Raw genomic sequence first — 20667 nt, 5'->3', positions numbered from 1 at the left:
GCTCAGTCAGCGGTCAATGTTCGGCAACCGCCGCACGCCTGACTGTCTCGTTGCCATGCTCGTCCATTTCCAGCATCGGCACTTCATTGCCTTCGGCATCGAACAGCTTGCCATCCTTGAAGTAGTCCCCGTCACGCAGCGCGGAAATGTCCGAATACTGGATGGTGCGCTCGTAGGCTGCAGCGAACACCGACTGGTTTTCCGAGTTGCCGGTGGTGAAGTGGTTGAAGATCAGGTTCAGCAGGATGGCCATGATCGCCGCCGAGCTGATGCCCGAGTGGAAGATGGTCTCGAACCAGTTCGGGAAGTGGTGATAGAAGTTGGGTGCGGCAATCGGGATCATGCCGAAGCCCAGCGAGGCCGCGACGATGATCAGGTTGACGTTGTTCTTGTAGCTGACCTTGGACAGGGTGCGAATACCACTGGCCGCCACGGTGCCGAACAGCACGATGCCGGCGCCGCCCAGTACCGGGGTAGGGACGGCGGCGATGACCCGGCCCATGACTGGCAGCAGGCCGAGCACCACCAGGATCACGCCACCGGTGGCTACCACGTAGCGGCTCTTGACCCCGGTTACGGCGACCAGGCCAACGTTCTGGGCGAATGCGCTCTGGGTGAACGAACCGAAGATCGGCGCCAGGATGCTCGACGCCATGTCGGCGCGCAGGCCGTTGCCCAGGCGCTTGGAGTCGACCTTGGTGTCGATGATCTCACCCACGGCGAGTATATCGGCCGAGGTTTCCACCAGGGTCACCATGATCACGATGCACATCGACAGGATCGCGGCAATGTGGAATTCCGGCATGCCGAAGTGGAACGGCGTGGGGAAGGCGAACATCGGCCCTTCGGCGACCTTGCTGAAGTCGGTCATGCCCAGCGCCCAGGCGATCAGGGTGCCGACCACCATGGCCAGCAGGATCGACAGGCGCGAGATGGTCGCGCTGCCCAGCTTGCTCAGCAGCAGCACGATGGCGAAGGTCAGCGCCGCCAGGCCGATGTTGGCCATGCTGCCGAACTCCGGCGAGGCGCTGTTGCCACCCATCACCCAGCGCGCGGCAACCGGCATCAGGGTCAGGCCGATGATGGTGATGACGATACCGGTCACCAGCGGCGGAAAGAACTTGGTGATGCGTGAGAACACCGGGGTGATCAGAAAGCCGATCAGCGAGGCTGCCATGACCGCACCGAGCACGCCCGGCAAACCACCACCGCCTTCGCTGCTGAGGATTGCGCCCATGGTCGCCACACCGGCGAAGGACACGCCCTGCACCAGCGGCAATTGACAGCCGAAGAACGGCAAGCCGAGGGTTTGCAGCAGGGTGGCCAGGCCACCGGCAAACAGCGAAGCGGCGATCAGCATGCCGATTTCGGCGCCATTCAGGCCTGCGGCCTGCCCCAGGATCAGGGGCACCGCGACGATCCCGCCATACATGGTCAGCACATGCTGCAGACCATAGGCCAGGTTGGCTCCAAGGCCGAGGTTTTCATCCTCGGGGCGCGGGGCGGGAGACGTGCTAGGGGACGTAGTCATGGAGCAGGCTCTCTGTTTATTTTTGTGTTGCTACTGTAGACACTTCCTACAAATGATTGCCACAAGAATTGTATACAATATTTTGATCGGAGCGCGCACAAGGCGGCGCTCCAGACGTGCGAGAACCCAATGCAGAAGGCGTACCAACTCATCAAATGCTGTACTAGAGGGGTGTGTACAAAGCATTGCTACCCAGGCTTAAAGCTGTCTGGGTAGACAGGAAACACAAGGCGGGGAGGCTATTAGCTAGCTAAGAGATTTCATTATTCGATCAGTTCGCGCAGCTCACGCATCATTTCGGTGCTGTCAGCCACGTTCAATTCCACAAGACGGTGCAGGTGGGTCAGCGATTCGATGTCGATGTAGAGGCAGATGAAGCCCAGGCGCGTCGCTTCTTCATGGCGCAGTTCCACCTGCATCTGCACGCGGGTGTCGAGGGCGAGGTGGATGACTGCGTCGAAATCCTGAGTCAGGTCGGCGTCCCAATGGGCGGGTCGCTCGACCAGCAAGCCTTTGAGTGAAAGGTCCAGCAGTTTCACCGGCCAGCGGCGATCGCCCTGGCGCAGCTCGGTAGGGGCGTCGAAGTCAATACGCTGGAAACGGCGGCGGTCGTCGGCAGAAGTGGTCATGGCGGGCCCCTCGTCAGTTGCACTGACTATAGACCAGCCATGACCGTTTCTGCCTTGCCGCAGGCGAGCGCAAGCTACTTGCCGGAAACGATGTTCACGTCGCTGCAGTTGTAGAAACCTTCGCCTGCGGAATCTTCACGCTGCCAACGTGTATAGATGACACGTCGACCGGTATTTTCCTTGAGATCGACCTGCATCTCGTAGTGGCCGTTGACGGGCTGGACATTACCTTCTTCGTGGACGAGTTCAAGATCATCCCACTTCAACACCTGCGTTGTCGGATCGTAACCGGGTTTGGAGACATAGAACTGCCAGAAACTTGGATTGTGCGGTGCCATGATCTTGAAGCGGAAGTCTGCTTTATTGTCAGCGCCTTTCACGAGTTCATAGGGTGTCCAGTTGGCAGGTTGGTCGAGGCCGCTCTTGTCGTTCACCAAGGTTGTGACACCGATACCTCCTTTCAACACGCTCTTGATGCGAGTCAGCAGAGCAGTGACCGTGGTCTTGTCCGGGGCATTGCCTGCCGAGCACAGCTGTCCGTCTGGAATCGCCGCTTTAACAGCTTCCATGTTGTTGTAGTCCATCACGTTCTTCGAAGTTTCGTGCCATTGATTAAACTGATAGGCGGCCTGGACTGCATCACTGTCATATTTCTTGAATACATGTTGGTAGGCGGCGCGGCAGCCATCGCCCTTGATCTCTGAGCCATTCTCAGGCCAGTAGTAGTCCTGGGCCTTGTAGCAGGCATACTGTCGGGCGATGGGCACTTCCATCGCACCGTGTTGCGGCTGAGGCTGAGCAGCATTTGCCTGTAAGCTTGCACCAGCAACCAGGCAGGCGAGGCTGGTTTGCAGATACTGTTTCATGGAAACATCCTTGATCAGTTGGGAAACATGAAAATGTTCCTGCACGCAGATGCTGACAACTGGCAAAACTATCAGGTCGAACTCAAGAAACTCACTGTTGCCGCTCTAGCGCGAGCGTTGGCGCCTGCCCCCGATCGCAATTCGATATGGTAAAGCAGCCAAGCAGGCCCTAGACTCAAGGAGCTGTCTATTCCAACCACTTAGCTGGAAGCATGCCATGAACAACAATAACAGCCTGCTACGCCACATCCCGTGGCTGGCGCTGGCGGTCATAGGAGCCTGCGCGCTGGGTGTTGTCGCCCTGCGTCGTGGTGAAGCGATCAATGCCTTGTGGATCGTGGTCGCTTCGGTGGCCATCTACCTGGTCGCCTACCGTTACTACAGCCTGTTCATCGCCACCAAGGTGATGCAACTCGACCCTCGCCGAGCCACCCCAGCGGTGCTCAACAACGATGGCCTGGACTACGTTCCGACCAACAAGCACATCCTCTTCGGTCACCACTTCGCCGCCATCGCTGGCGCCGGCCCGCTGGTCGGCCCGGTGCTTGCCGCGCAAATGGGCTACCTGCCCGGCACGTTGTGGCTGATTGCCGGTGTGGTACTGGCCGGTGCGGTGCAGGACTTCATGGTCCTGTTCCTGTCTACCCGCCGCAATGGCCGCTCGCTGGGCGACATGGTGCGCGAGGAGATGGGCCGCATTCCCGGCACCATCGCCTTGTTCGGCTGCTTCCTGATCATGATCATCATCCTCGCGGTGCTGGCGCTGATCGTGGTCAAGGCCCTGGCCGAAAGCCCGTGGGGCATGTTCACGGTGATGGCGACCATCCCGATCGCGATGTTCATGGGCATCTACATGCGCTACATCCGCCCGGGCCGCATCGGCGAAATCTCGGTTATCGGTGTTGTCCTGCTGCTGACCTCGATCTGGCTGGGGGGCCAGATTGCCGCGGATCCGACCTGGGGCCCGGCGTTCACCTTCACCGGGGTGCAGATCACCTGGATGCTGGTGGGTTACGGTTTCGTCGCCGCTGTGCTGCCGGTCTGGCTGGTGCTGGCACCGCGTGACTACCTGTCGACCTTCCTCAAGATCGGCACCATCGTCGGCCTGGCCATCGGTATCCTGATCATCGCGCCCGAGCTGAAAATGCCGGCGCTGACCCAGTTCACCGACGGCACCGGCCCGGTGTGGAAGGGCACCTTGTTCCCGTTCCTGTTCATCACCATCGCTTGCGGTGCGGTGTCCGGTTTCCACGCGCTGATCTCCTCGGGCACCACGCCCAAGCTGCTGGATAACGAAACCAACGCCCGCTACATCGGCTACGGCGGCATGTTGATGGAGTCGTTCGTCGCCATCATGGCCATGGTCGCCGCCTCGGTGATCGAGCCGGGTGTGTACTTCGCCATGAACAGCCCGGCTGCAGTGGTCGGTGCCGATGTCGCGTCGGTGGCGCAGACGGTCAGCAGCTGGGGCTTCCTGATCACGCCGGAGCAACTGGAGGCGGTTGCCCGCGATATCGGCGAGCACACCGTGCTGGCTCGCGCCGGCGGTGCGCCGACCCTGGCGGTGGGTATCGCGCAAATCCTGCACCAGGTGCTGCCGGGTGAAAACACCATGGCCTTCTGGTACCACTTCGCGATCCTGTTCGAGGCGCTGTTCATCCTTACCGCAGTAGACGCCGGGACCCGTGCCGGGCGCTTCATGCTGCAGGACCTGCTGGGCAGCTTCGTACCTGCACTCAAGCGCACCGAATCGTGGGGGGCAAACCTGCTCGCCACTGCTGGCTGCGTGGCCATGTGGGGCTACCTGTTGTATCAAGGGGTGATCGACCCGTTGGGCGGCATCAATACCCTGTGGCCGCTGTTCGGTATCTCCAACCAGATGCTGGCGGGTATCGCCTTGATGCTCGGCACCGTTGTGCTGATCAAGATGAAGCGTCAACGCTACATCTGGGTCACACTGCTGCCGGCCGTCTGGCTGCTGATCTGCACCACCGCCGCAGGCCTGATCAAGCTGTTCGACCCGAACCCGGCAGTTGGTTTCCTGGCCCTGGCCAACAAGTACAGCACCGCGCTGGATGCCGGGCAGGTGCTGGCCCCGGCCAAGGACATCGGCCAGATGCAACACGTGATTTTCAACGCCTACACCAACGCTGGCCTCACCATCCTGTTCTTGCTGGTGGTCTTCAGCATCCTGTTCTTCGCCCTCAAGGTTGGCTACGCCGCCTGGGGTCGCAAGGAGCGTACCGACAAGGAAACGCCGTTCCAGGCGTTGCCTGACGCGTAATCGAGAGGACTGCAGTTATGTTCAACGACCTGGGTCGACTGGGTAAATACCTGGGGCAGGCAGCCCGCCTGATGGTCGGCATGCCCGACTACGACAACTACGTCGAGCACATGCAGAAGACGCACCCGGACAAGCCGGTCATGACGTACGAGGAATTTTTCCGCGAACGTCAGGAAGCGCGATACGGTGGCAAGTCCGGGCCCAAGTGCTGCTGAACCTGGGGGCTGGCGCGGTCCTGTAGGAGCGGCCTTGTGTCGCGAAAGGGCTGCGGAGCGGCCCCAGGTTTCCAGCTTTGCAGCAAATATCGCCGGGGCCGCTTTGCGGCCCTTTCGCGACACAAGGCCGCTCCTACAGGGATCGCGCCACCTTCCAAATTCCCACTGCACAGGAGATGTTCTGCGTGCAGACGCCTATTCCCGTAACCGTACTCACCGGCTTCCTGGGTGCCGGCAAGACCACCCTGCTCAAGCACATGCTCAAGGCCGAGCACGGCCTGAAGATCGCGGTGATCGAAAACGAATTCAGCGAGGCCGGCATCGACAGCCAGCTGCTGGGCGACGAGCCGGTGCAGGTGATGACCCTGGCCAACGGCTGCGTGTGCTGCAGCATCCATGGCGACCTGACCCGCGCCTTGTACCTGCTGCTCGAACGCCTGGACGCCGGCGAAATCGCCTTCGACCGCCTGGTGATCGAATGCACCGGCCTGGCCGACCCGGCGCCGGTGGCACAGACTTTTTTCATTGATGAGGAACTGCGTGAGCGCTATATCCTCGACGGTATCATCACCCTGGTCGATGCCGCTCATGCCGAGGTGCACCTGACCCAGGCCATTGCCCAGGCCCAGGTCGGCTTTGCCGATCGCTTGCTGCTTAGCAAGACCGACCTGGTCGAGCCCGCTGCGGTCGAAGCTCTGAGCGACCGCCTGGTGCGTATCAATGGCAGGGCCGCTATTCGCACCGTCGACCACGGCCGCGTCGACCTGGCCGAGCTGCTGGATGTGCGGGGTTTCAACCTCAACCCCGACCTGGGCGCGAACCTGAAACCCACGTTACGCCCAGTACTCAAGCCTGCCATCCCGGACCGCATCTCTACCCTGGTGCTGCGCACAGAAACCGCGCTGGATATCGACCGCCTCAGCGCGTTCATGAACGAGCTGCTGGAAACCCACGGCAAACAGCTGTTGCGCTACAAAGGCGTGCTGAATATTGCCGGCGAAGACCGCAAGCTGGTGTTCCAGGGGGTGCTCAAGCTCTACGGCTTCGACTGGGACGCCGAATGGGCCGAAGGGGAAACACGCGAAAGCGTCATGGTATTCATTGCCGACGAACTGCCCGAAGCTATGATTCGGGCTGGGTTCGAGGCGTTGGCTGCGGGCTGATCCGGCGCGGCGTCTGCGCGGCGAACCACTGCGGCCATGAGCTGCGGTGGCGGGTTTGGACCTCGATGCACGGGATCAGGCGCTCGGTCAGTACGGCGGTTTGCCGCACCGCCTTGGCAGTGCGGTACTTGATGCTGTGTATGCACTCGCGGTCGCCGAACTCGCAGCGATTCAGCGCGGTCCCCCCGCAGGGGCCGTTGGCCAGGCCCTTGGGGCAGGATTCCGGACAGATATACAAGGTATCTTCCAGGCGGCAGGTGCCGCAGGTGTCACAACCCAGCAGCGGGCGCTTCACGCTGCGCTCCACACTGTGCAGCACTTGTGCGCCCAGGCGCGTTGCCCATAGTGGCTGGCTCACCGCCCAACCAAAAGCCTTGCTCAAGGCGTTGCCGCGGCTGAACAGCAGTGAATGCATGCCATGCATGAGGTGATAGCGCGCTTTCTCCTTGAATGAGGCATCGATCCGCGACTCGCCCGCGCGCCATGCGGCCTGCGGCGGATGGAAACTGACTGCCGGCAGACCGGGCAGCTGCCAGCTTTCGTGCCAGGCGGGTGCCCACTGCTCCAGCGTGTGGACCTGCGTTTGCCAGTGCTCGATGCGGGCCTCCAGGGCCAGCAATTGCTTGAGCTCATGAATTCCCGACAAGTGCACCCCGGCGTAGCCCATCAGCTTCACACCGATGATCTGCAAGGCCAGGCGGTCGACGCTGCGCGCCTGGGTAAACGCCTTGGACTGTGCCGCTTCGGCTTCGAGCATGTCACGCATGGACGGCGACACGGTCACGCCCGCCACGTGGTCGAGCATGGCCGCACGCCCATGGGTCAGGCTCATCAGGCAGGCGAGCATTGGCTTGGGCGAGGCCTGGCGGTTCATCCAGTGCATGGCTTCCTGATGCTTGTCGGCATCGAAGCCCAGTTGCAGGGTGAGAAAGTCGGCACCCGCCGCCAGTTTTTTCTCGGCCTTGAAATACTGGGCGCCGCCTTCTTCTTCGCAGTACTTGAACGGGTTGATCGCGGCGCCAAGCAACCAGTGTGGGCAAGCCTGACGGGCGATCTGCAGTGCGGCGACCGACTCCAGATAGCGTACCGGCCGCTGGCCTGGCTGGTGGCCGGGCAGGCGGTCGCCCGTGAGCAGCAACAGCTGGTCAAGGCCGGCAGCGTCCATGCGTTGCAATTGCGCGAGCAGGTGCTGGCGCTCGCGGTCCTTGCCGGAAAAGTGCGGCAGCACCGGCAGTGGCTTGCTGAACGAGGCGTGGGCGTCGAGCGGCGACATGTCCAGCGGGCTGCCGACACGGTCGCCAATGGCCACGGTCATCGGCCAGCCGCACAGGTGCGCACGGGCCATGATCGCCTCCATGGCGGCGAAGCGTTCTGCGGAAGGTTTGGGGACGAACTCCATGACGCAGACGAAGTGTTGTTCGCGCAGCGCGGTTTTCAGCAGGCTCATGGGGCCGGGCACCTGGTTTGGTCAGGGTGGCATTGTGCGGCAGAAGACGGGTCAGGTCATGTCCGGATGCGCAGGGTGGTGCTCTGAATGAGACACACAGGCCCGTACCGGTCGTGAAACATGATCATGAGAAATTCTTGAGTTCATCTCAAATTTAATGAGTTTGTTTCAAAAGGCCATCCGCCGGAAAATTCTCTTATTCATTTATGCAGGCTAAGGGACAACACATGGCACTGGCACACAACCTGGGCTTTCCACATATCGAAGGTGACCTCGAGCTGCGTGCGCGCCACTGGCAGATGCAGAAAGACGCCGGCATCGAGCTGCTGTCACTCGGCAACACGGCATGGGGCGATCACGTGCTGGCCACTGGGGATCAGCCGTTTGCCCTGAACTGGGAGCATCTCTTCGAAGAAGTGGAGCAAGCCAAGGCGCTTGGTCATACGGTCAAGCCGGTGCTGATCGGCCCTTTGACCTACCTGTGGCTGGGCAAGACCCACGGCGGCGACTGCGACAAGCTGGAGCTGCTCGATCGCCTGCTGCCAGTGTATGACCAGGCCCTCAACCGCCTGGCTGCCCTGGGCGTCGAATGGGTGCAGATCGATGAGCCGATCCTCGCCCAGGCGCTGCCACAGGACTGGAAAAACGCCTACGAGCGCGTCTACAACATTCTTCAGCGCGCTCCGCTGAAAAAGCTGATCGCCACTTACTCCGGTGGCCTGGATGGCAACCTCGGCCTGGCCGCCAACCTGCCGGTCGATGGCCTGCATATCGACCTGGTCCAGGCCCCTGAGCAGTACCCGACCATCCTTGATCGCCTGCCGACCTACAAGGTGTTGTCGCTCGGCCTGATCGACGGCGCCGATGCCGCACCTTGCGACCGGCAAACGACCTTGAGCCTGCTGCGTGATGCTCACGAGCGCCTGGGTGAGCGGCTGTGGCTGGCGCCCTCCTGCTCGCTGCAGCGCAGCCCGGTGGGGCTGGCCGTGCAGAAATGTCAGCAAGTGGCGGCGCTGGCGGCGGAGCTGCAGCAGAACCGCATCGCGGCTTGATCATGGGTGGCCAGGGCAGGCTACGTAAAACCCTTGGAATGCCGGCTCAAATCAATCCGGGATCAACGCTCGATCGCCAGAGCCACCCCTTGGCCACCGCCAATGCACAGGGTAGCCAGGCCTTTCCTGGCATCGCGCTTGATCATCTCGTGCAGCAAGGTCACCAGCACCCGGCACCCGGACGCCCCAATCGGGTGGCCGAGGGCAATCGCCCCGCCATTCACGTTGACCCGCGAAGCATCCCACTCCAGTGCCTTGCCCACGGCCAGCGCTTGCGCGGCAAAGGCTTCGTTGGCTTCGATCAGGTCCAGATCGGCCAACTGCCAGCCGGCTTTGTCCAGGCAGCGCTGGGTGGCCGAAACCGGGCCGATACCCATGATCGCCGGGTCTACACCGGCGCTTGCATACGCCGCCACCCTGGCCAGCACCGGCAAGCCCAACGCCTTGGCTTTGCTGGCACTCATCAGCAGCACGGCGGCGGCGCCGTCATTCAGGCTGGAAGCATTGCCTGCGGTGACGCTGCCATCCTTCTTGAACGCCGGGCGCAGTTTGCCCAGGGATTCGGCGGTGGTGTCCGTGCGTGGTTGTTCGTCACGGGCAAACACCTTTGGGTCGCCCTTTTTCTGCGGTAGCACGATTGGGGTGATTTCGTCATCGAAACGGCCAGCCTCGATAGCCGCCACCGCTTTGCGCTGCGATTCGGCGGCGAAGGCATCCTGCTGTTCACGGCTGAGGCCGTACTTGGCCACCAGGTTTTCGGCGGTGATGCCCATGTGGTAGTCGTTGAACGCATCCCACAGGCCATCGGTGATCATGCTGTCGATCAGCTGGCCATGGCCCATGCGCTGACCGGTACGGGCCGAGGGCATCACGTAAGGGGCCAGGCTCATGTTCTCCTGGCCACCGGCAATCACCACCTCGGCGTCACCGCAACGGATGGCCTGGGCCGCCAGGTGCAGGGCCTTGAGGCCCGAGCCGCAGACCTTGTTAAGGGTCAGGGCCGGCACGCTGAAGGGCAGGCCGGCCTTGATCGCGGCCTGGCGTGCAGGGTTCTGCCCGGCGCCGGCGGTGAGCACCTGGCCGAGGATCACTTCGTCGACCTGTGCCGGGTCCAGCCCGGTCTGCTCCAGCAGGCGCCTGATCACGGCGGCGCCGAGGTCTACCGCAGGCACAGTGGCCAGGGCGCCCTGGAAGCTGCCGATGGCGGTACGGGTTGCGGCGACGATGACCACGTCGTTCATGTTGTTGTTCTCCGTGCGATGGGCGTAATGCTCCAAGCATCGGCGGCTTTGGCTTATTTGTTAAGTTTGTTTTTCTTTGCGATTGATGTGAAAAACAAATGAATGGGCGCAATATGGCCACCCCATCTACGCTAATGGATGTGCTGTTTCAACCCAACTGAATGGAGCATATGCCCATGCGCATACTGATCGCTCTGACCCTCCTGATCGGCAGCAGCACAGCATTCGCCGCCACCCAGTGCACCACCGCTGAAAAGAGCACCTGGCAAGACCAGGGCAAGTTTCAGCAGCAGCTCAAGGAGCAGGGTTACAAGATCAACAAGTTCAAGGTCACCAAAGGCAACTGCTACGAGATCTATGGTTTCGACAAGGATGGCCGCAAGGTCGAGATCTACCATGATCCGGTGAGCGGCAAGGCAGTGAAGACCGAGTACCACGATTGAACAGCGCTGGCACGGTGCAGCTGTGGGACCCGCTCCTGCGGCTGTGCCACCTGTCGATCGCGGCCGTGTTCTTTGCCAACTACTTTTTCAACGAAGAGGGCGACGACTGGCATCAGTGGCTGGGCTACTACGCGTTGGCCTGTGTGCTCCTGCGCCTGGTCTGGGGTTTCGTCGGGCCGCGCAGTGCGCGCTGGGTCGATTTCTGGCCTACCCCGGCGCGGTTGGCATGGCATGCCCGGGCGCTGCTGCGTGGGGAGCCTTGCCACCGCCTGGGGCATTCGCCGATCGGCGCACTGGTGATGCTGCTGATGCTGGCCGGCATTGCCGGGCTTGGCCTGACCGGCTGGGCATCGCAGGAGGTGGATGCGCTGTGGGGCGCCGACTGGCCCAACGATGTACACAGCTGGCTGGCCAACGCCGTGCTGGCGCTGGTCTGCGTGCATGTGTCGGCGGCCATCTACGAGAGCGTGCGTCTGCGCGAGAACCTGCCGTTGTCGATGATCACCGGGCGCCGACGGCACCGCGATTGACTGTGCTAGACAGCCGGGCATTGATGGGTAACACAGTGAATCCCGCCACCCCCGGCAGCAATGGCATCAATGTCCAGCTGTACGATATCCCGCCCCGGATACAACGCCGCCAGCAGCGCCCGTGCTTTCTCATCCGCCGGCGCATCGCCAAACTGCGGCGCAATGACAGCGCCGTTGATCACGAAATAATTGATGTACCCCGCCGCAAAGTCATCATTGCCTTTGCTGAACCTGTTGCGTCGACCGCGCTGCGGCGGCGACACCACGTGTACCTGCAGTTTGCGACCTTCGGCATCGGTAGCCCGTTGCAGAATCGCCAGGTGCTTGCGCGTCACGGCGTAGTCATATGAATCCGGATCGTTGTCCAGGTTGGCAATCACTACCCCTGGCCGCACGAAGCGGGCATAAAAATCCACATGTCCATCGGTGATGTCTTGCCCGGCGATGCCCGGCAACCAGATGACTTTGCTCAGGCCCAGGCGCGCCTTGAGCTCGACCTCGACCTCAGCCTTGCTCCAGCCTGGGTTACGGTTGGCATTGACCCAGCTGCTCTCGGTCATGATGCCGGTCCCGTGCCCATCCACTTCAATGGCGCCACCTTCACCCACCAGTTCGCTGCGCTGGTAGCGAGCGCCAGCCAGGGTGGCAACGCGCTTGGCCAGTCGGGCATCGTTGCGGTGGCGCTGCTTGTTGCCCCAGCCGTTGAAGTTGAAATCCACCGCCGCCAGGGCGCCGTCATCATCGACGACGAAGTTGGCGCCGCTATCGCGCATCCATATGTCATCCAGCTCGCACTCGACAAAGCTTGTGCGGTGGCTGGCGCAGTGCTGCTCGGCCAGCTTGCGTTGGCTGGCCCGGCAGAACACCGTCACCGGCTGATAGCGGGCGATGGCTTGGGCAATCCGACCGAGGGTGGCTTGCACGTCGGCGGTGAAGTCCTCCCAGATGGCATCCTGGGCACCAAAGGCGATGAAGGCTCGCTGCTGTGGCTCGCCTTCGTCCGGCATGAACCAGCGCCCCGGTTGTTCAGCGCGGGCCAGGGCCAGCGGCAGGCCAAGGCCGGCGCCAAGGCCGGCAGCCAGCGACAGTTGCAGTACGGTTCTACGGGTTGGCATGGATCAGTCCTGTGCAGTCTTGAAACGCGTCCACACGCGCATGCGTGCACGCATGTCGGCCTGTGGGATATCGCGGCCCGGGATCAGCCGGGCATAGGTGGCTTGGTCGAGGTAGATGTCGGGGTTGTCACGCATCCGCGGGTCCACGGCCTGGCGCGCCTTGGCGCTGGCGGTGGGGTAGCCGGTGAAATTGCTGATGGCAGCCATGTTTGCCGGGCGCATGACGAAGTTGATGAAACGATAGGCGTATTCCGGGTGCCTGGCATCGGCAGGGATCGCCATGGTATCCATCCATACCGTGGTGCCCTGGCGGGGCACGCGGTACTGGAAGTCGAGGTGCTTGCCGGCGCCCTCGGCGGTGCGCTGCGCCTGGATCACATCGCCGCTGTAGCCCAGCGACAGGCACAGGTTCTCGTTGACCAGTTCGGTCACCGGTTGCGACTGGAACTTGCGCACGTACGGGCGGATGGCCTTGAGCAGTTCGCTGGCGGCAGCCAGGTCCTCACGCTTGGCACTGCGTGGCTCGCGGCCCAGGTAGTTGAGGACCACGGCCAGCACCTCGTCGGGCGAGTCGATCACCGAGATGCCGCAATCGGCGAACTTGGCAGCCAGCTCGGGCTTGAACAGCAGGTCGAGGTTGTCCAGCGGCGCATCGGGCATGCGCTCGCGTACTTTGTCGGCATTCACCGTCAGGCCGATGGTGCCCCAGGTGTAAGGGACGGTGGCCTGGCTGGCCTTGGGGTACTGGGCATGCAGTTTGCGCAGGCCTGGCTCGATGTCGTCCAGCGCTTCCAGGCGGCTGTGGTCCAGCGGCTGCAGGCTGCCGGCGCGCATCAGGCGCTCGGCCACGGTATCACCGGGGAACACCAGGTCGTAGCCGCTGCGCCCCGACATCAGCTTGGCTTCGAGCACCTCGCTGCCGTCCATGACGTCGTAGATCACCTGAATACCGGTTTCGGCTGTGAACTGCTTGAGGGTGTCCTCGGCAAAATAGTCTGCCCAGTTGTACAGGCGCAGCACGGGCTGCTCGGCCTGGGCCTGGCTGGTGCAGGCGACCAGCGCCAATGCGGCTAGAACGTGGCGTTTCATGCTCAGGCCCTCAGGGTGTGTGGGTGCGTGCCATCCAGGGTCAGCAGCGGGGCGTACATTTCTGGGCGGCGATCACGGTAGATGCCCCAGCTCAGGCGGTCCTCGCGCATGCGCTGCAGGTCCAGGTCGTGCAGCCAGATGCCACTGCTGTCGCGGTCGGCCTCGGCAAGCATGGCGCCCTTGTGGTCGCAGATGAACGACGAGCCATAAAAGCGCATGGCCAGCGATGTGTCGCTGGCTGCGACTTCCTCGCCAACGCGGTTGGCCGCGACCACCGGTAGCAGGTTGGCGGCGGCGTGGCCGCGCATGGCCACCTGCCAATGGTCGCGTGAGTCCAGTTCGGCGCAGCCGGGCTCGGAGCCGATGGCGGTGGGGAACAGCAGCACTTCGGCGCCCATCAGTGCCAGGCAGCGGGCCGTCTCGGGAAACCACTGGTCCCAGCAGATACCAATGCCCAGGCGGCCGAAGGCGGTGTCCCAGACTTTGAAGCCGGTGTCACCGGGGCTGAAGTACTCCTTTTCCTGGTAGCCGATGGCATTGGGGATGTGGGTCTTGCGGTAAACGCCGAGCAGGCGACCGTCAGCGTCGGCCACGCTCAGCGAGTTGAAGAAGGCATTGCCGGCGCACTCGTACCAGCTCAGCGGCAGTACCACGCCCAGCTCGCCGGCCAGCGCCGCGAAGCGCTGCAGGATCGGGCTGTCGGGGTAAGGCTGCGCCAGGGCCTGGTGCTGGTGGTTTTGTTCGATGCAGAAGTACGGGGTGGCGAACAGCTCTTGCAGCAGGATCACCTGGGCACCTTTGGCGGCGGCCTGGCGTACCAGTTGCTCGGCGCGCTCGAGGTTGTCGGGCAGGTTCCAGCTGCATGGCATTTGCGTGGTGGCCACGCGCAACAGGCTCATGGCTGCACCTGCGGCTGTTGCTGGGTGATGCAATGGATGCCACCACCGCCGTGGGCGATGTGGTCGATACGCACGGGCACGATCTCGCGGCCAGGGAAGGCGTGGGCCAGTTGCGCAGCGGCCTCCTGGTCGGCGGCGATACCGTAGGCGGGCATGATGATCGCGCCATTGGCGATGTAGAAGTTGGTGTAGGAGGCACAGAACACCTCGGCGCCCGGATCGACAGCATCGCTGGCCTCGTACAGGTCGAGCAGTTCGAAATGGCGGCCCCGGGCATCGGTGGCGAGCTCAAGGGCGCGGCGGTTTTCGCGCACCACTTCGGCGTACACCGAATGCGCGTCATGGGTAGCGTCGACCAGCAACACGCCTGGGCGGGCGAATGCGCAGACGCCGTCGACATGGCCGTCGGTCATGTCGCCGGTGACGTATTGCGGGTCACCCGGCAGCCAGATGGTCTTGCTGATACCCAGGTACCGGGCGAAGCAGGCCTCGAACTCAGCCTTGCTCACGCCTGGGTTGCGGTTGGGGTTGAGCAGCACCGACTCGGTGGTGATCAGCGTGCCTTCGCCATCAACATGAATTGCACCGCCCTCGTTGCACAGCGGCGTGCTGAAGCCGTCCAGACCCAGCTGGTCAAGGATGCGCCGACCCAGGCTGCGGTCATGGCCATGTTGCGACTTGCCGCCCCAGGCATTGAAACGCCAGCTCAGCCCGGCCAGGCCATGCTGCGGGTGCCAGATGAAGCTTGGGCCGCTGTCACGGCACCAGCTGTCGTCCACGGCCAGTTCGATCAGTTCGATATTGGCGCTGCACAGGGCACGCGCGCTTTCCAGGGCCGATGGGTCGACCACCATTTTTACCGGTTCGAAGCGGGCGATGGCGGCTGCGACCCGTGCATAGTCACGCTGGACGTCGGCCAGGGTCACCCGCCAACCGGCTTCCCACAGCCCTCGGTTGTGCGGCCAGACCATCCAGGTTGCAGCGTGGCGGGTCCATTCGGCGGGCATGCGCCAGCCGCTGTCGGGGGACAGGTGCATAGTGAACTCCAATCTATTAAGGATTTTTATCAACGAAGCCCGCCGTCGCGGGTGTTGATGTCCATGCTATGGCTAGGATTGCTTGGCGACAAACGATAGATTTAGCGCATATCTGATTAGCAGGGCTTATCAATAATGCTTAAACACTGGCCACCCCTGAATGCCCTGCGCGGTTTCGAGGCCGCAGCGCGGCTGGGCAGTTTTCACAAGGCTGCCGAGGCGCTGAACCTGACCCAGTCGGCCATCAGTCAGCAGATCCGCAGCCTGGAAACCTACCTTGAGCAGCCGTTGTTCCATCGCAGCGGGCGTAGCGTGAGCCTGACCGATGCCGGGCACGACCTGCTCAGCACCACGCAGTCGTTGTTGCAGCACCTGGCCGTGGGCATTCGCCGGCTGGACCAGTACCGCAAGCCCAACCAGCTGGTCGTCAATACCAGCCCGGCGTTTGCCAGGCACTGGCTGCTGCCGCGCCTGGCCGACTTTCACCAGCGTTGCCCGCAGGTCGACCTGTGGCTGTTCACCAGTTTCGAGGTGCCGGACATGGCCACCGAGACCATCGACCTGGCCATCCGCGACGACCTCAGCGCCCAGGCCGAATGCAGCTTCAGCGTGTTGCACCAGGACCTGCTGTACCCGGCCTGTCACCCTTCGCTGCTGGCGGCAAGCGCGCGCACCACCTTGCACGGCGAGCGGGAAATGGACTGGAGCCACTGGCAGCTGGAAGGCGGGGAGGATGTGGGGCAGCAGGGCAAGGGGCTGAATTTCTCCGACCCCGGGCTGTTGCTGGATGCCGCCAGCGAAGGGTTGGGGGTGGCTCTGGTCAGCCAGCTGCTGGCGCGGCGGGCGGTGGAGGAGGGGCGGTTGCAGGCGTTGTCGGTGCAGCGGGTGCGCGGGCCGGCGTGGGCCTGCCTGGTGCACCGGGATAGTCAGGATGACCTGTTGGCCAGGCAGTTTCTGGATTGGTTGAGGGGGGCTTTGGCCTAAGCGTGAGTTTGCCTGCACGGGCCCCATCGCCGGCAAGCCAGCTCCCACAAGTACCCAGCGGTGCTGAAGGTCTGCGCCGTCTTTGTGGGCGCTGGCTTGCCGGCGATGGGGCCGGTGCAGGTAAACCACTGTTTTGCATCCCTTGGATCACCCCGTAATATGTGTCGGATAACCTGCGGGGGTAGTCTCACCCTCTGATCAATCGGAATCGCCCAAGGTGGCGCTTCCCTGCATAAACCTGACGAGGTACAGACATTGGCCATCATTCATCCTAAGGTTCGCGGTTTCATCTGCACCACGACTCACCCGAAGGGCTGCGAGCTCAACGTCCGTGACCAGATCGAAGCCACCCGCAAGCTGGGCGTGCGCGAGGATGGCCCGAAGAAGGTCCTGGTCATCGGTGCTTCCAGCGGCTACGGCCTGGCAGCCCGCATCACCGCAGCCTTCGGCTTCAAGGCCGACACCCTGGGCGTGTTCTTCGAAAAGCCAGGCACCGAGACCAAGGCCGGCACCGCTGGCTGGTACAACTCCGCCGCCTTCGACAAGTTTGCCAAGGCCGAAGGCCTGTACAGCAAATCGATCAACGGTGACGCGTTCTCCGACGAAGCCCGTGCCAAGGTCATCGAGCTGATCAAGAACGAAATGGGCGGCAAGGTCGACCTGGTCATCTACTCGCTGGCCTCGCCAGTGCGCAAGCTGCCGCAGAGCGGTGAAGTGATCCGCTCCGCGCTCAAGCCGATCGGCCAGCCGTACAAGTCGACCGCCATCGACACCAACAAGGACACCATCATCGAGGCCAGCATCGAGCCGGCCACCGAACAGGAAATTGCCGACACCGTTACCGTCATGGGCGGCCAGGACTGGCAGCTGTGGATCGACGCCCTGGCCGGCGCCGACGTGCTGGCCGAAGGTGCCCGTACCGTGGCCTTCAGCTACATCGGCAGTGACATCACCTGGCCGATCTACTGGCACGGTGCGCTGGGCCAGGCCAAGCAGGACCTGGACGAGACCGCCCTGCGCCTGAACCAGAAGCTGGCCGGCGAAGTGAAAGGCGGTGCCAACGTGGCCGTACTGAAGTCTGTGGTCACCCAGGCCAGCTCGGCCATTCCGGTGATGCCGCTGTACCTGTCGATGGTGTTCAAGATCATGCAGGAGAAAGGTGTTCACGAAGGCACCCAGGACCAACTGGACCGCATGTATCGCGACCGTCTGTATCGCGCCGATGGTGCGCCGGCCGAAGTCGACGAAAAGGGCCGCCTGCGTCTGGACGACTGGGAGCTGCGCGACGACGTACAGAACGACTGCAAGGCCCTGTGGCCGCAGGTGACCACCGAGAACCTGTTCCAGCTGACCGACTATGCCGGCTACAAGAAGCAGTTCCTCAACCTGTTCGGCTTCGAGCGCGCTGACGTCAACTACGACGAAGACGTGGCCACCGATGTGAAGTTCGACTGCATCGAGCTGTAATCCTTTCAGCCTGTACCGGCCAACAATCCCATGTGGGAGCGGGTTCATCGAGGCGTCGAACCGCCGCGAAATGGCCGGTACAGGCTGTATGATTTTTGCTAGTTTTGGCGCACAACAACAGGGAATGCGCCATGAGTAGCCACACCCAACCCGCCACCCCGTTTCGCCAGGCCACAGCCGACGGCTATAACCTCGGCGGGTTCCGCTGGCGCCACGCCAAGCCTGACCCCCAGCGCCCGCTGGTGATCATCAACGCTGCCACTTCGGTACGCTGCCGCTATTACTCCCGTTTTGCCGACTACCTGTTCGCCCAGGGCTGCGATGTGCTGACCTACGATTACCGTGGCATCGGTGAATCCCGCCCAGCTTCGTTGCGTGGCTTTCAGGCGACCTGGAGCGACTGGGGCCAGCTGGATTTCGAAGCCATGCTGGCGCATGCAGCCGCCCATTTCCCCGGCCAGCCGGTGGACGTGGTTGGGCACAGTTTCGGTGGTTGTGCGGTGGGCCTGGCGCCGTCGGCGGGGCAGATACGGCGGGTGGTGATGGTGGGGGCGCAGTTCGCCTACTGGCGCGATTACGCAGCGGGCCAGCGCTGGCAGCTGTTGGGCAAGTGGCATGTGGTGATGCCGCTGCTGACCCGGGTGTTCGGCTATTTTCCCGGCAAACGCCTGGGTTGGCTGGAGGATACGCCATCCGGCGTGGTGCAGGACTGGACCACCCGTACCCCGCGCTATGAGCAACGCCCCAGCGGGCGTGGCCTGGCTGCGCTACCGTTCGCCCAGGTGCGGGCGGCGACGCTGGCTATCAGCTTGACTGATGACCCGTTCGGCACGGTGGCGGCGACCGAGCGGTTGCTGGGCTATCTGCAGCATGCCGAACGCCGGCACCTGCGCATCGCCCCTGTGGATATCTCGGTGAAGGACATCGGCCATTTCGCGTTTTTCCATGACCGGTTTCGCGAAAGTTTGTGGCCGGTGGCGTTGCAGTGGTTGCAGGCTGGAGGGTTGGAAGGTGGGGTGCCAGGAAGGATCATGAGCTGATGCTGCTGGCTCTGGCCTCATCGCCGGCAAGCCAGCTTCCACAGGGCTTGCCTCAGCCTGAGGTCAGTGAGATGCCCATTGGAGCTCTGTGTTGCCCAACATAGACTGGCTGGCGCGATTCCTGTGGGAGCTGGCTTGCCGGCGATGGGCTGCAAAGCAGCCCCGGCAATCTCAAGCCTTGCGCGACAGCGGCTGCGCTGCAAACTTGACGCCCGCCAGCCCATGCGTGATCAGCGCACGGATATTTCCATGGTCGCTACCCTCAGGCGTGGCCAGCACATCACGGTAATGCTCGCCAAAGGCCAACAGCGCTTCCTGGTCGCTCAGGCCTTCCAGCACGGCCAGGCCCAGGGTCTTGCACGACCCTTCGTTTTGCCCTGCAGCGTTCTCCACGCCGCCATTGTTGAAGGCCTGCGGCTGGTAACTGTAGTGCTCGGCAATGAATGCCAGGGTGTCGGCAAACAGGTGTTGGCCGCCGGCCAGGCTGGCGCGCAGGGAGTTCAGATCAGTCACGAGGTTTTCCTTTTTCAAACGCCGCGTGTTGCTCGGCGCTGGCTTCTTTCTGGTGTTGGGCTTTCCACTCGGCGTAAGGCATGCCGTACACCGCTTCGCGGGCGTCATCCAGGCTCAGGTCGAGCTGACGCTCGTCAGCCGCGGCCTTGTACCACTTGGACAGGCAGTTACGGCAAAAACCGGACAGGTTCATCAGGTCGATGTTCTGCACGTCGGTGCGTTTCTGCAGGTGTTCGACCAGGCGCCGGAACGCGGCGGCCTCGAGTTCGAGCTGTTGTTGTGGGGTCATGGGGCTTCTCTCAGGTCATGCGGTTCTTCAGGTGGCGGCCACCGTTGATGACCACCTGGCTGCCGGTGCTGTACTGGCTGGCGAGCAGGTACTTGACCGTCTCGATCAGCGGGCCGGCACCGGGTTCGAACTGCAGCAGGGCCTTGTTCAGGGTCTGCTGGCGGTAGGCTTCGTCACCCCCTTCCTTGAGGATCAGCAGCCCGGGCAGGATACCGTTCACATGCACCTTGGGCGCATATTTTTCGGCGAACGACAGCACCATGTTCTGCAGCGCGGCCTTGGTCGCGGCGTAGCCAATGTGGCTTTTGCTGCCGCGCGAAGAAGTCTCGTCGCAGATATGGATGATATCGGCCTTGTCCACCTTGGTCAGCAGCTCGCCCAGGGCCAGGTTGAGGTGGTAGGGCGCTTCGACGTGCAGGCGGAACATGGTCTCGAGGTTGTCCAGGCCGTCATCGAGCCACAGCGAGGCGTTGTGGATGATGGCGCGCAGGCCGTCGTAATGGTTGTGCAGGTGGTCGATCAGCGCGAGGCGGTCGGCCGCCTGGCACAGGTCGGCCTGGAACTGCACGATGTTCGGATGCGCTGCTGCTGGCTGGGTGCTGCGGCTGGCACTGACCACCGTATGGCCGGCCTGGGCCAGTTCAAGGGCCAGGGCCAGCCCGACGCGCTGGCTGGCTCCGGTTACGAGAATGGGGCTGTTCATGTTCGGGCTGGTCAACTTGTCTGTCCGTTGGTTGCTGCCCAGCATACCCGAACTGTTTGGCGCATGGGTGGCCTGCCCTCGGCGGCTCGGTTCAGCAGGCTGATGGCTGTGTCCTGTGGCCGTTGCTGTC

21 protein-coding genes are annotated in these 20667 nt (G+C 62.8%); 9 read left to right on the top strand and 12 right to left on the bottom strand.

Annotated features, from left to right (window positions below; translation table 11 throughout):
- Positions 1-13 precede the first annotated feature (13 nt).
- The 3 genes from AC5O5I_RS24040 to AC5O5I_RS24030 all read right to left on the bottom strand — a co-directional run bounded on the left by AC5O5I_RS24040 (position 14) and on the right by AC5O5I_RS24030 (position 3026).
- On the bottom strand, positions 14-1531 hold the full coding sequence (locus AC5O5I_RS24040) for a nucleobase:cation symporter-2 family protein (RefSeq protein WP_172223992.1): 1518 nt from the start codon (positions 1529-1531) through the stop codon (positions 14-16).
- A 263-nt stretch (positions 1532-1794) separates the two neighbouring features.
- Positions 1795-2160 carry a PilZ domain-containing protein gene (locus AC5O5I_RS24035; RefSeq protein ID WP_172286656.1) on the bottom strand — a complete coding sequence of 122 codons (366 nt, stop codon included), beginning with the start codon at positions 2158-2160 and terminating at the stop codon, positions 1795-1797.
- 74 nt (positions 2161-2234) lie between these two features.
- On the bottom strand, positions 2235-3026 hold the full coding sequence (locus AC5O5I_RS24030; RefSeq protein WP_494511682.1) for a lytic polysaccharide monooxygenase: 792 nt from the start codon (positions 3024-3026) through the stop codon (positions 2235-2237).
- Positions 3027-3243: 217 nt separating this feature from the next.
- Here AC5O5I_RS24030 and AC5O5I_RS24025 point away from each other — a divergent pair, with 217 nt between their 5' ends.
- From AC5O5I_RS24025 to yjiA, 3 genes are all read left to right on the top strand, one after another.
- Positions 3244-5310 (top strand): carbon starvation CstA family protein, encoded by a 2067-nt coding sequence (locus AC5O5I_RS24025; protein WP_494511681.1) that lies wholly within the window; start codon positions 3244-3246, stop codon positions 5308-5310.
- A 17-nt stretch (positions 5311-5327) separates the two neighbouring features.
- Positions 5328-5525 carry a YbdD/YjiX family protein gene (locus AC5O5I_RS24020; protein ID WP_016713459.1) on the top strand — a complete coding sequence of 66 codons (198 nt, stop codon included), beginning with the start codon at positions 5328-5330 and terminating at the stop codon, positions 5523-5525.
- A 185-nt stretch (positions 5526-5710) separates the two neighbouring features.
- A complete protein-coding gene (gene yjiA, locus AC5O5I_RS24015; protein ID WP_494511680.1) occupies positions 5711-6688 on the top strand; it encodes a GTPase in 978 nt (325 codons plus the stop codon).
- Here yjiA and AC5O5I_RS24010 read toward each other — a convergent pair.
- On the bottom strand, positions 6648-8135 hold the full coding sequence (locus AC5O5I_RS24010; protein ID WP_494511679.1) for a methylenetetrahydrofolate reductase C-terminal domain-containing protein: 1488 nt from the start codon (positions 8133-8135) through the stop codon (positions 6648-6650). The genes yjiA and AC5O5I_RS24010 overlap by 41 nt on opposite strands.
- A 227-nt stretch (positions 8136-8362) precedes the next feature.
- Between AC5O5I_RS24010 and AC5O5I_RS24005 the strand changes: the two genes are divergently transcribed.
- On the top strand, positions 8363-9187 hold the full coding sequence (locus AC5O5I_RS24005) for a 5-methyltetrahydropteroyltriglutamate--homocysteine methyltransferase (RefSeq protein ID WP_494511678.1): 825 nt from the start codon (positions 8363-8365) through the stop codon (positions 9185-9187).
- A 62-nt stretch (positions 9188-9249) separates the two neighbouring features.
- Here the strand turns inward: AC5O5I_RS24005 and AC5O5I_RS24000 are convergent, their stop codons facing one another.
- A complete protein-coding gene (locus tag AC5O5I_RS24000) occupies positions 9250-10428 on the bottom strand; it encodes an acetyl-CoA C-acetyltransferase (protein ID WP_494511677.1) in 1179 nt (392 codons plus the stop codon).
- Between the two features lie 176 nt (positions 10429-10604).
- Between AC5O5I_RS24000 and AC5O5I_RS23995 the strand changes: the two genes are divergently transcribed.
- On the top strand, positions 10605-10871 hold the full coding sequence (locus tag AC5O5I_RS23995) for a PepSY domain-containing protein (RefSeq protein WP_172232661.1): 267 nt from the start codon (positions 10605-10607) through the stop codon (positions 10869-10871).
- A complete protein-coding gene (locus AC5O5I_RS23990) occupies positions 10868-11401 on the top strand; it encodes a cytochrome b/b6 domain-containing protein (protein WP_172232664.1) in 534 nt (177 codons plus the stop codon). The genes AC5O5I_RS23995 and AC5O5I_RS23990 overlap by 4 nt, the downstream gene beginning before the upstream one ends.
- Positions 11402-11406: 5 nt before the next feature.
- Here the strand turns inward: AC5O5I_RS23990 and AC5O5I_RS23985 are convergent, their stop codons facing one another.
- Genes AC5O5I_RS23985 through AC5O5I_RS23970 form a run of 4 tightly spaced genes read right to left on the bottom strand, consistent with a single transcriptional unit; the run spans position 11407 to position 15541 of the window.
- On the bottom strand, positions 11407-12516 hold the full coding sequence (locus AC5O5I_RS23985) for an agmatine deiminase family protein (protein ID WP_494511676.1): 1110 nt from the start codon (positions 12514-12516) through the stop codon (positions 11407-11409).
- Positions 12517-12519: 3 nt separating this feature from the next.
- Positions 12520-13605, bottom strand: a complete 1086-nt coding sequence (locus AC5O5I_RS23980; protein ID WP_494511675.1) for an extracellular solute-binding protein — start codon at positions 13603-13605, stop codon at positions 12520-12522.
- Positions 13606-13607: 2 nt separating this feature from the next.
- A complete protein-coding gene (gene aguB / locus AC5O5I_RS23975) occupies positions 13608-14504 on the bottom strand; it encodes an N-carbamoylputrescine amidase (protein ID WP_494511674.1) in 897 nt (298 codons plus the stop codon).
- Positions 14501-15541 (bottom strand): agmatine deiminase family protein, encoded by a 1041-nt coding sequence (locus AC5O5I_RS23970; RefSeq protein ID WP_494511673.1) that lies wholly within the window; start codon positions 15539-15541, stop codon positions 14501-14503. Before AC5O5I_RS23970 ends, aguB begins: the two co-directional genes overlap by 4 nt.
- A 135-nt stretch (positions 15542-15676) precedes the next feature.
- On the opposite strand from AC5O5I_RS23970, the gene AC5O5I_RS23965 reads away from it, so the two are divergent.
- From AC5O5I_RS23965 to AC5O5I_RS23955, 3 genes are all read left to right on the top strand, one after another.
- Positions 15677-16525, top strand: coding sequence for a LysR substrate-binding domain-containing protein (locus AC5O5I_RS23965; protein ID WP_172228466.1), 849 nt, complete (start codon positions 15677-15679; stop codon positions 16523-16525).
- 255 nt (positions 16526-16780) lie between these two features.
- The gene (fabV, locus tag AC5O5I_RS23960; RefSeq protein WP_494511672.1) at positions 16781-17992 is read left to right on the top strand and encodes an enoyl-ACP reductase FabV; all 1212 of its coding nucleotides are present in this window, start codon (positions 16781-16783) and stop codon (positions 17990-17992) included.
- Between the two features lie 131 nt (positions 17993-18123).
- The gene (locus AC5O5I_RS23955; RefSeq protein WP_172228470.1) at positions 18124-19032 is read left to right on the top strand and encodes an alpha/beta hydrolase family protein; all 909 of its coding nucleotides are present in this window, start codon (positions 18124-18126) and stop codon (positions 19030-19032) included.
- Between the two features lie 171 nt (positions 19033-19203).
- Here AC5O5I_RS23955 and AC5O5I_RS23950 read toward each other — a convergent pair whose 3' ends face one another.
- Genes AC5O5I_RS23950 through folM form a run of 3 tightly spaced genes read right to left on the bottom strand, consistent with a single transcriptional unit; the run spans position 19204 to position 20582 of the window.
- Complete coding sequence (locus AC5O5I_RS23950) at positions 19204-19545, bottom strand: HopJ type III effector protein (protein ID WP_172228472.1); 342 nt, start codon at positions 19543-19545, stop codon at positions 19204-19206.
- Entirely contained in the window at positions 19538-19834 is a 297-nt protein-coding gene (locus AC5O5I_RS23945; protein ID WP_172228474.1) for a DUF1244 domain-containing protein, read from the bottom strand. The genes AC5O5I_RS23950 and AC5O5I_RS23945 overlap by 8 nt, the downstream gene beginning before the upstream one ends.
- 10 nt (positions 19835-19844) lie before the next feature.
- Entirely contained in the window at positions 19845-20582 is a 738-nt protein-coding gene (gene folM / locus AC5O5I_RS23940) for a dihydromonapterin reductase (protein ID WP_172228476.1), read from the bottom strand.
- Positions 20583-20667: the final 85 nt, after the last annotated feature.

Source organism: Pseudomonas sp. 9_2_1 (genome assembly GCF_059295275.1).
The sequence above is the reverse complement of the archived record's forward strand: the minus strand, read 5'-3'. Positions and strand labels throughout refer to the sequence as shown.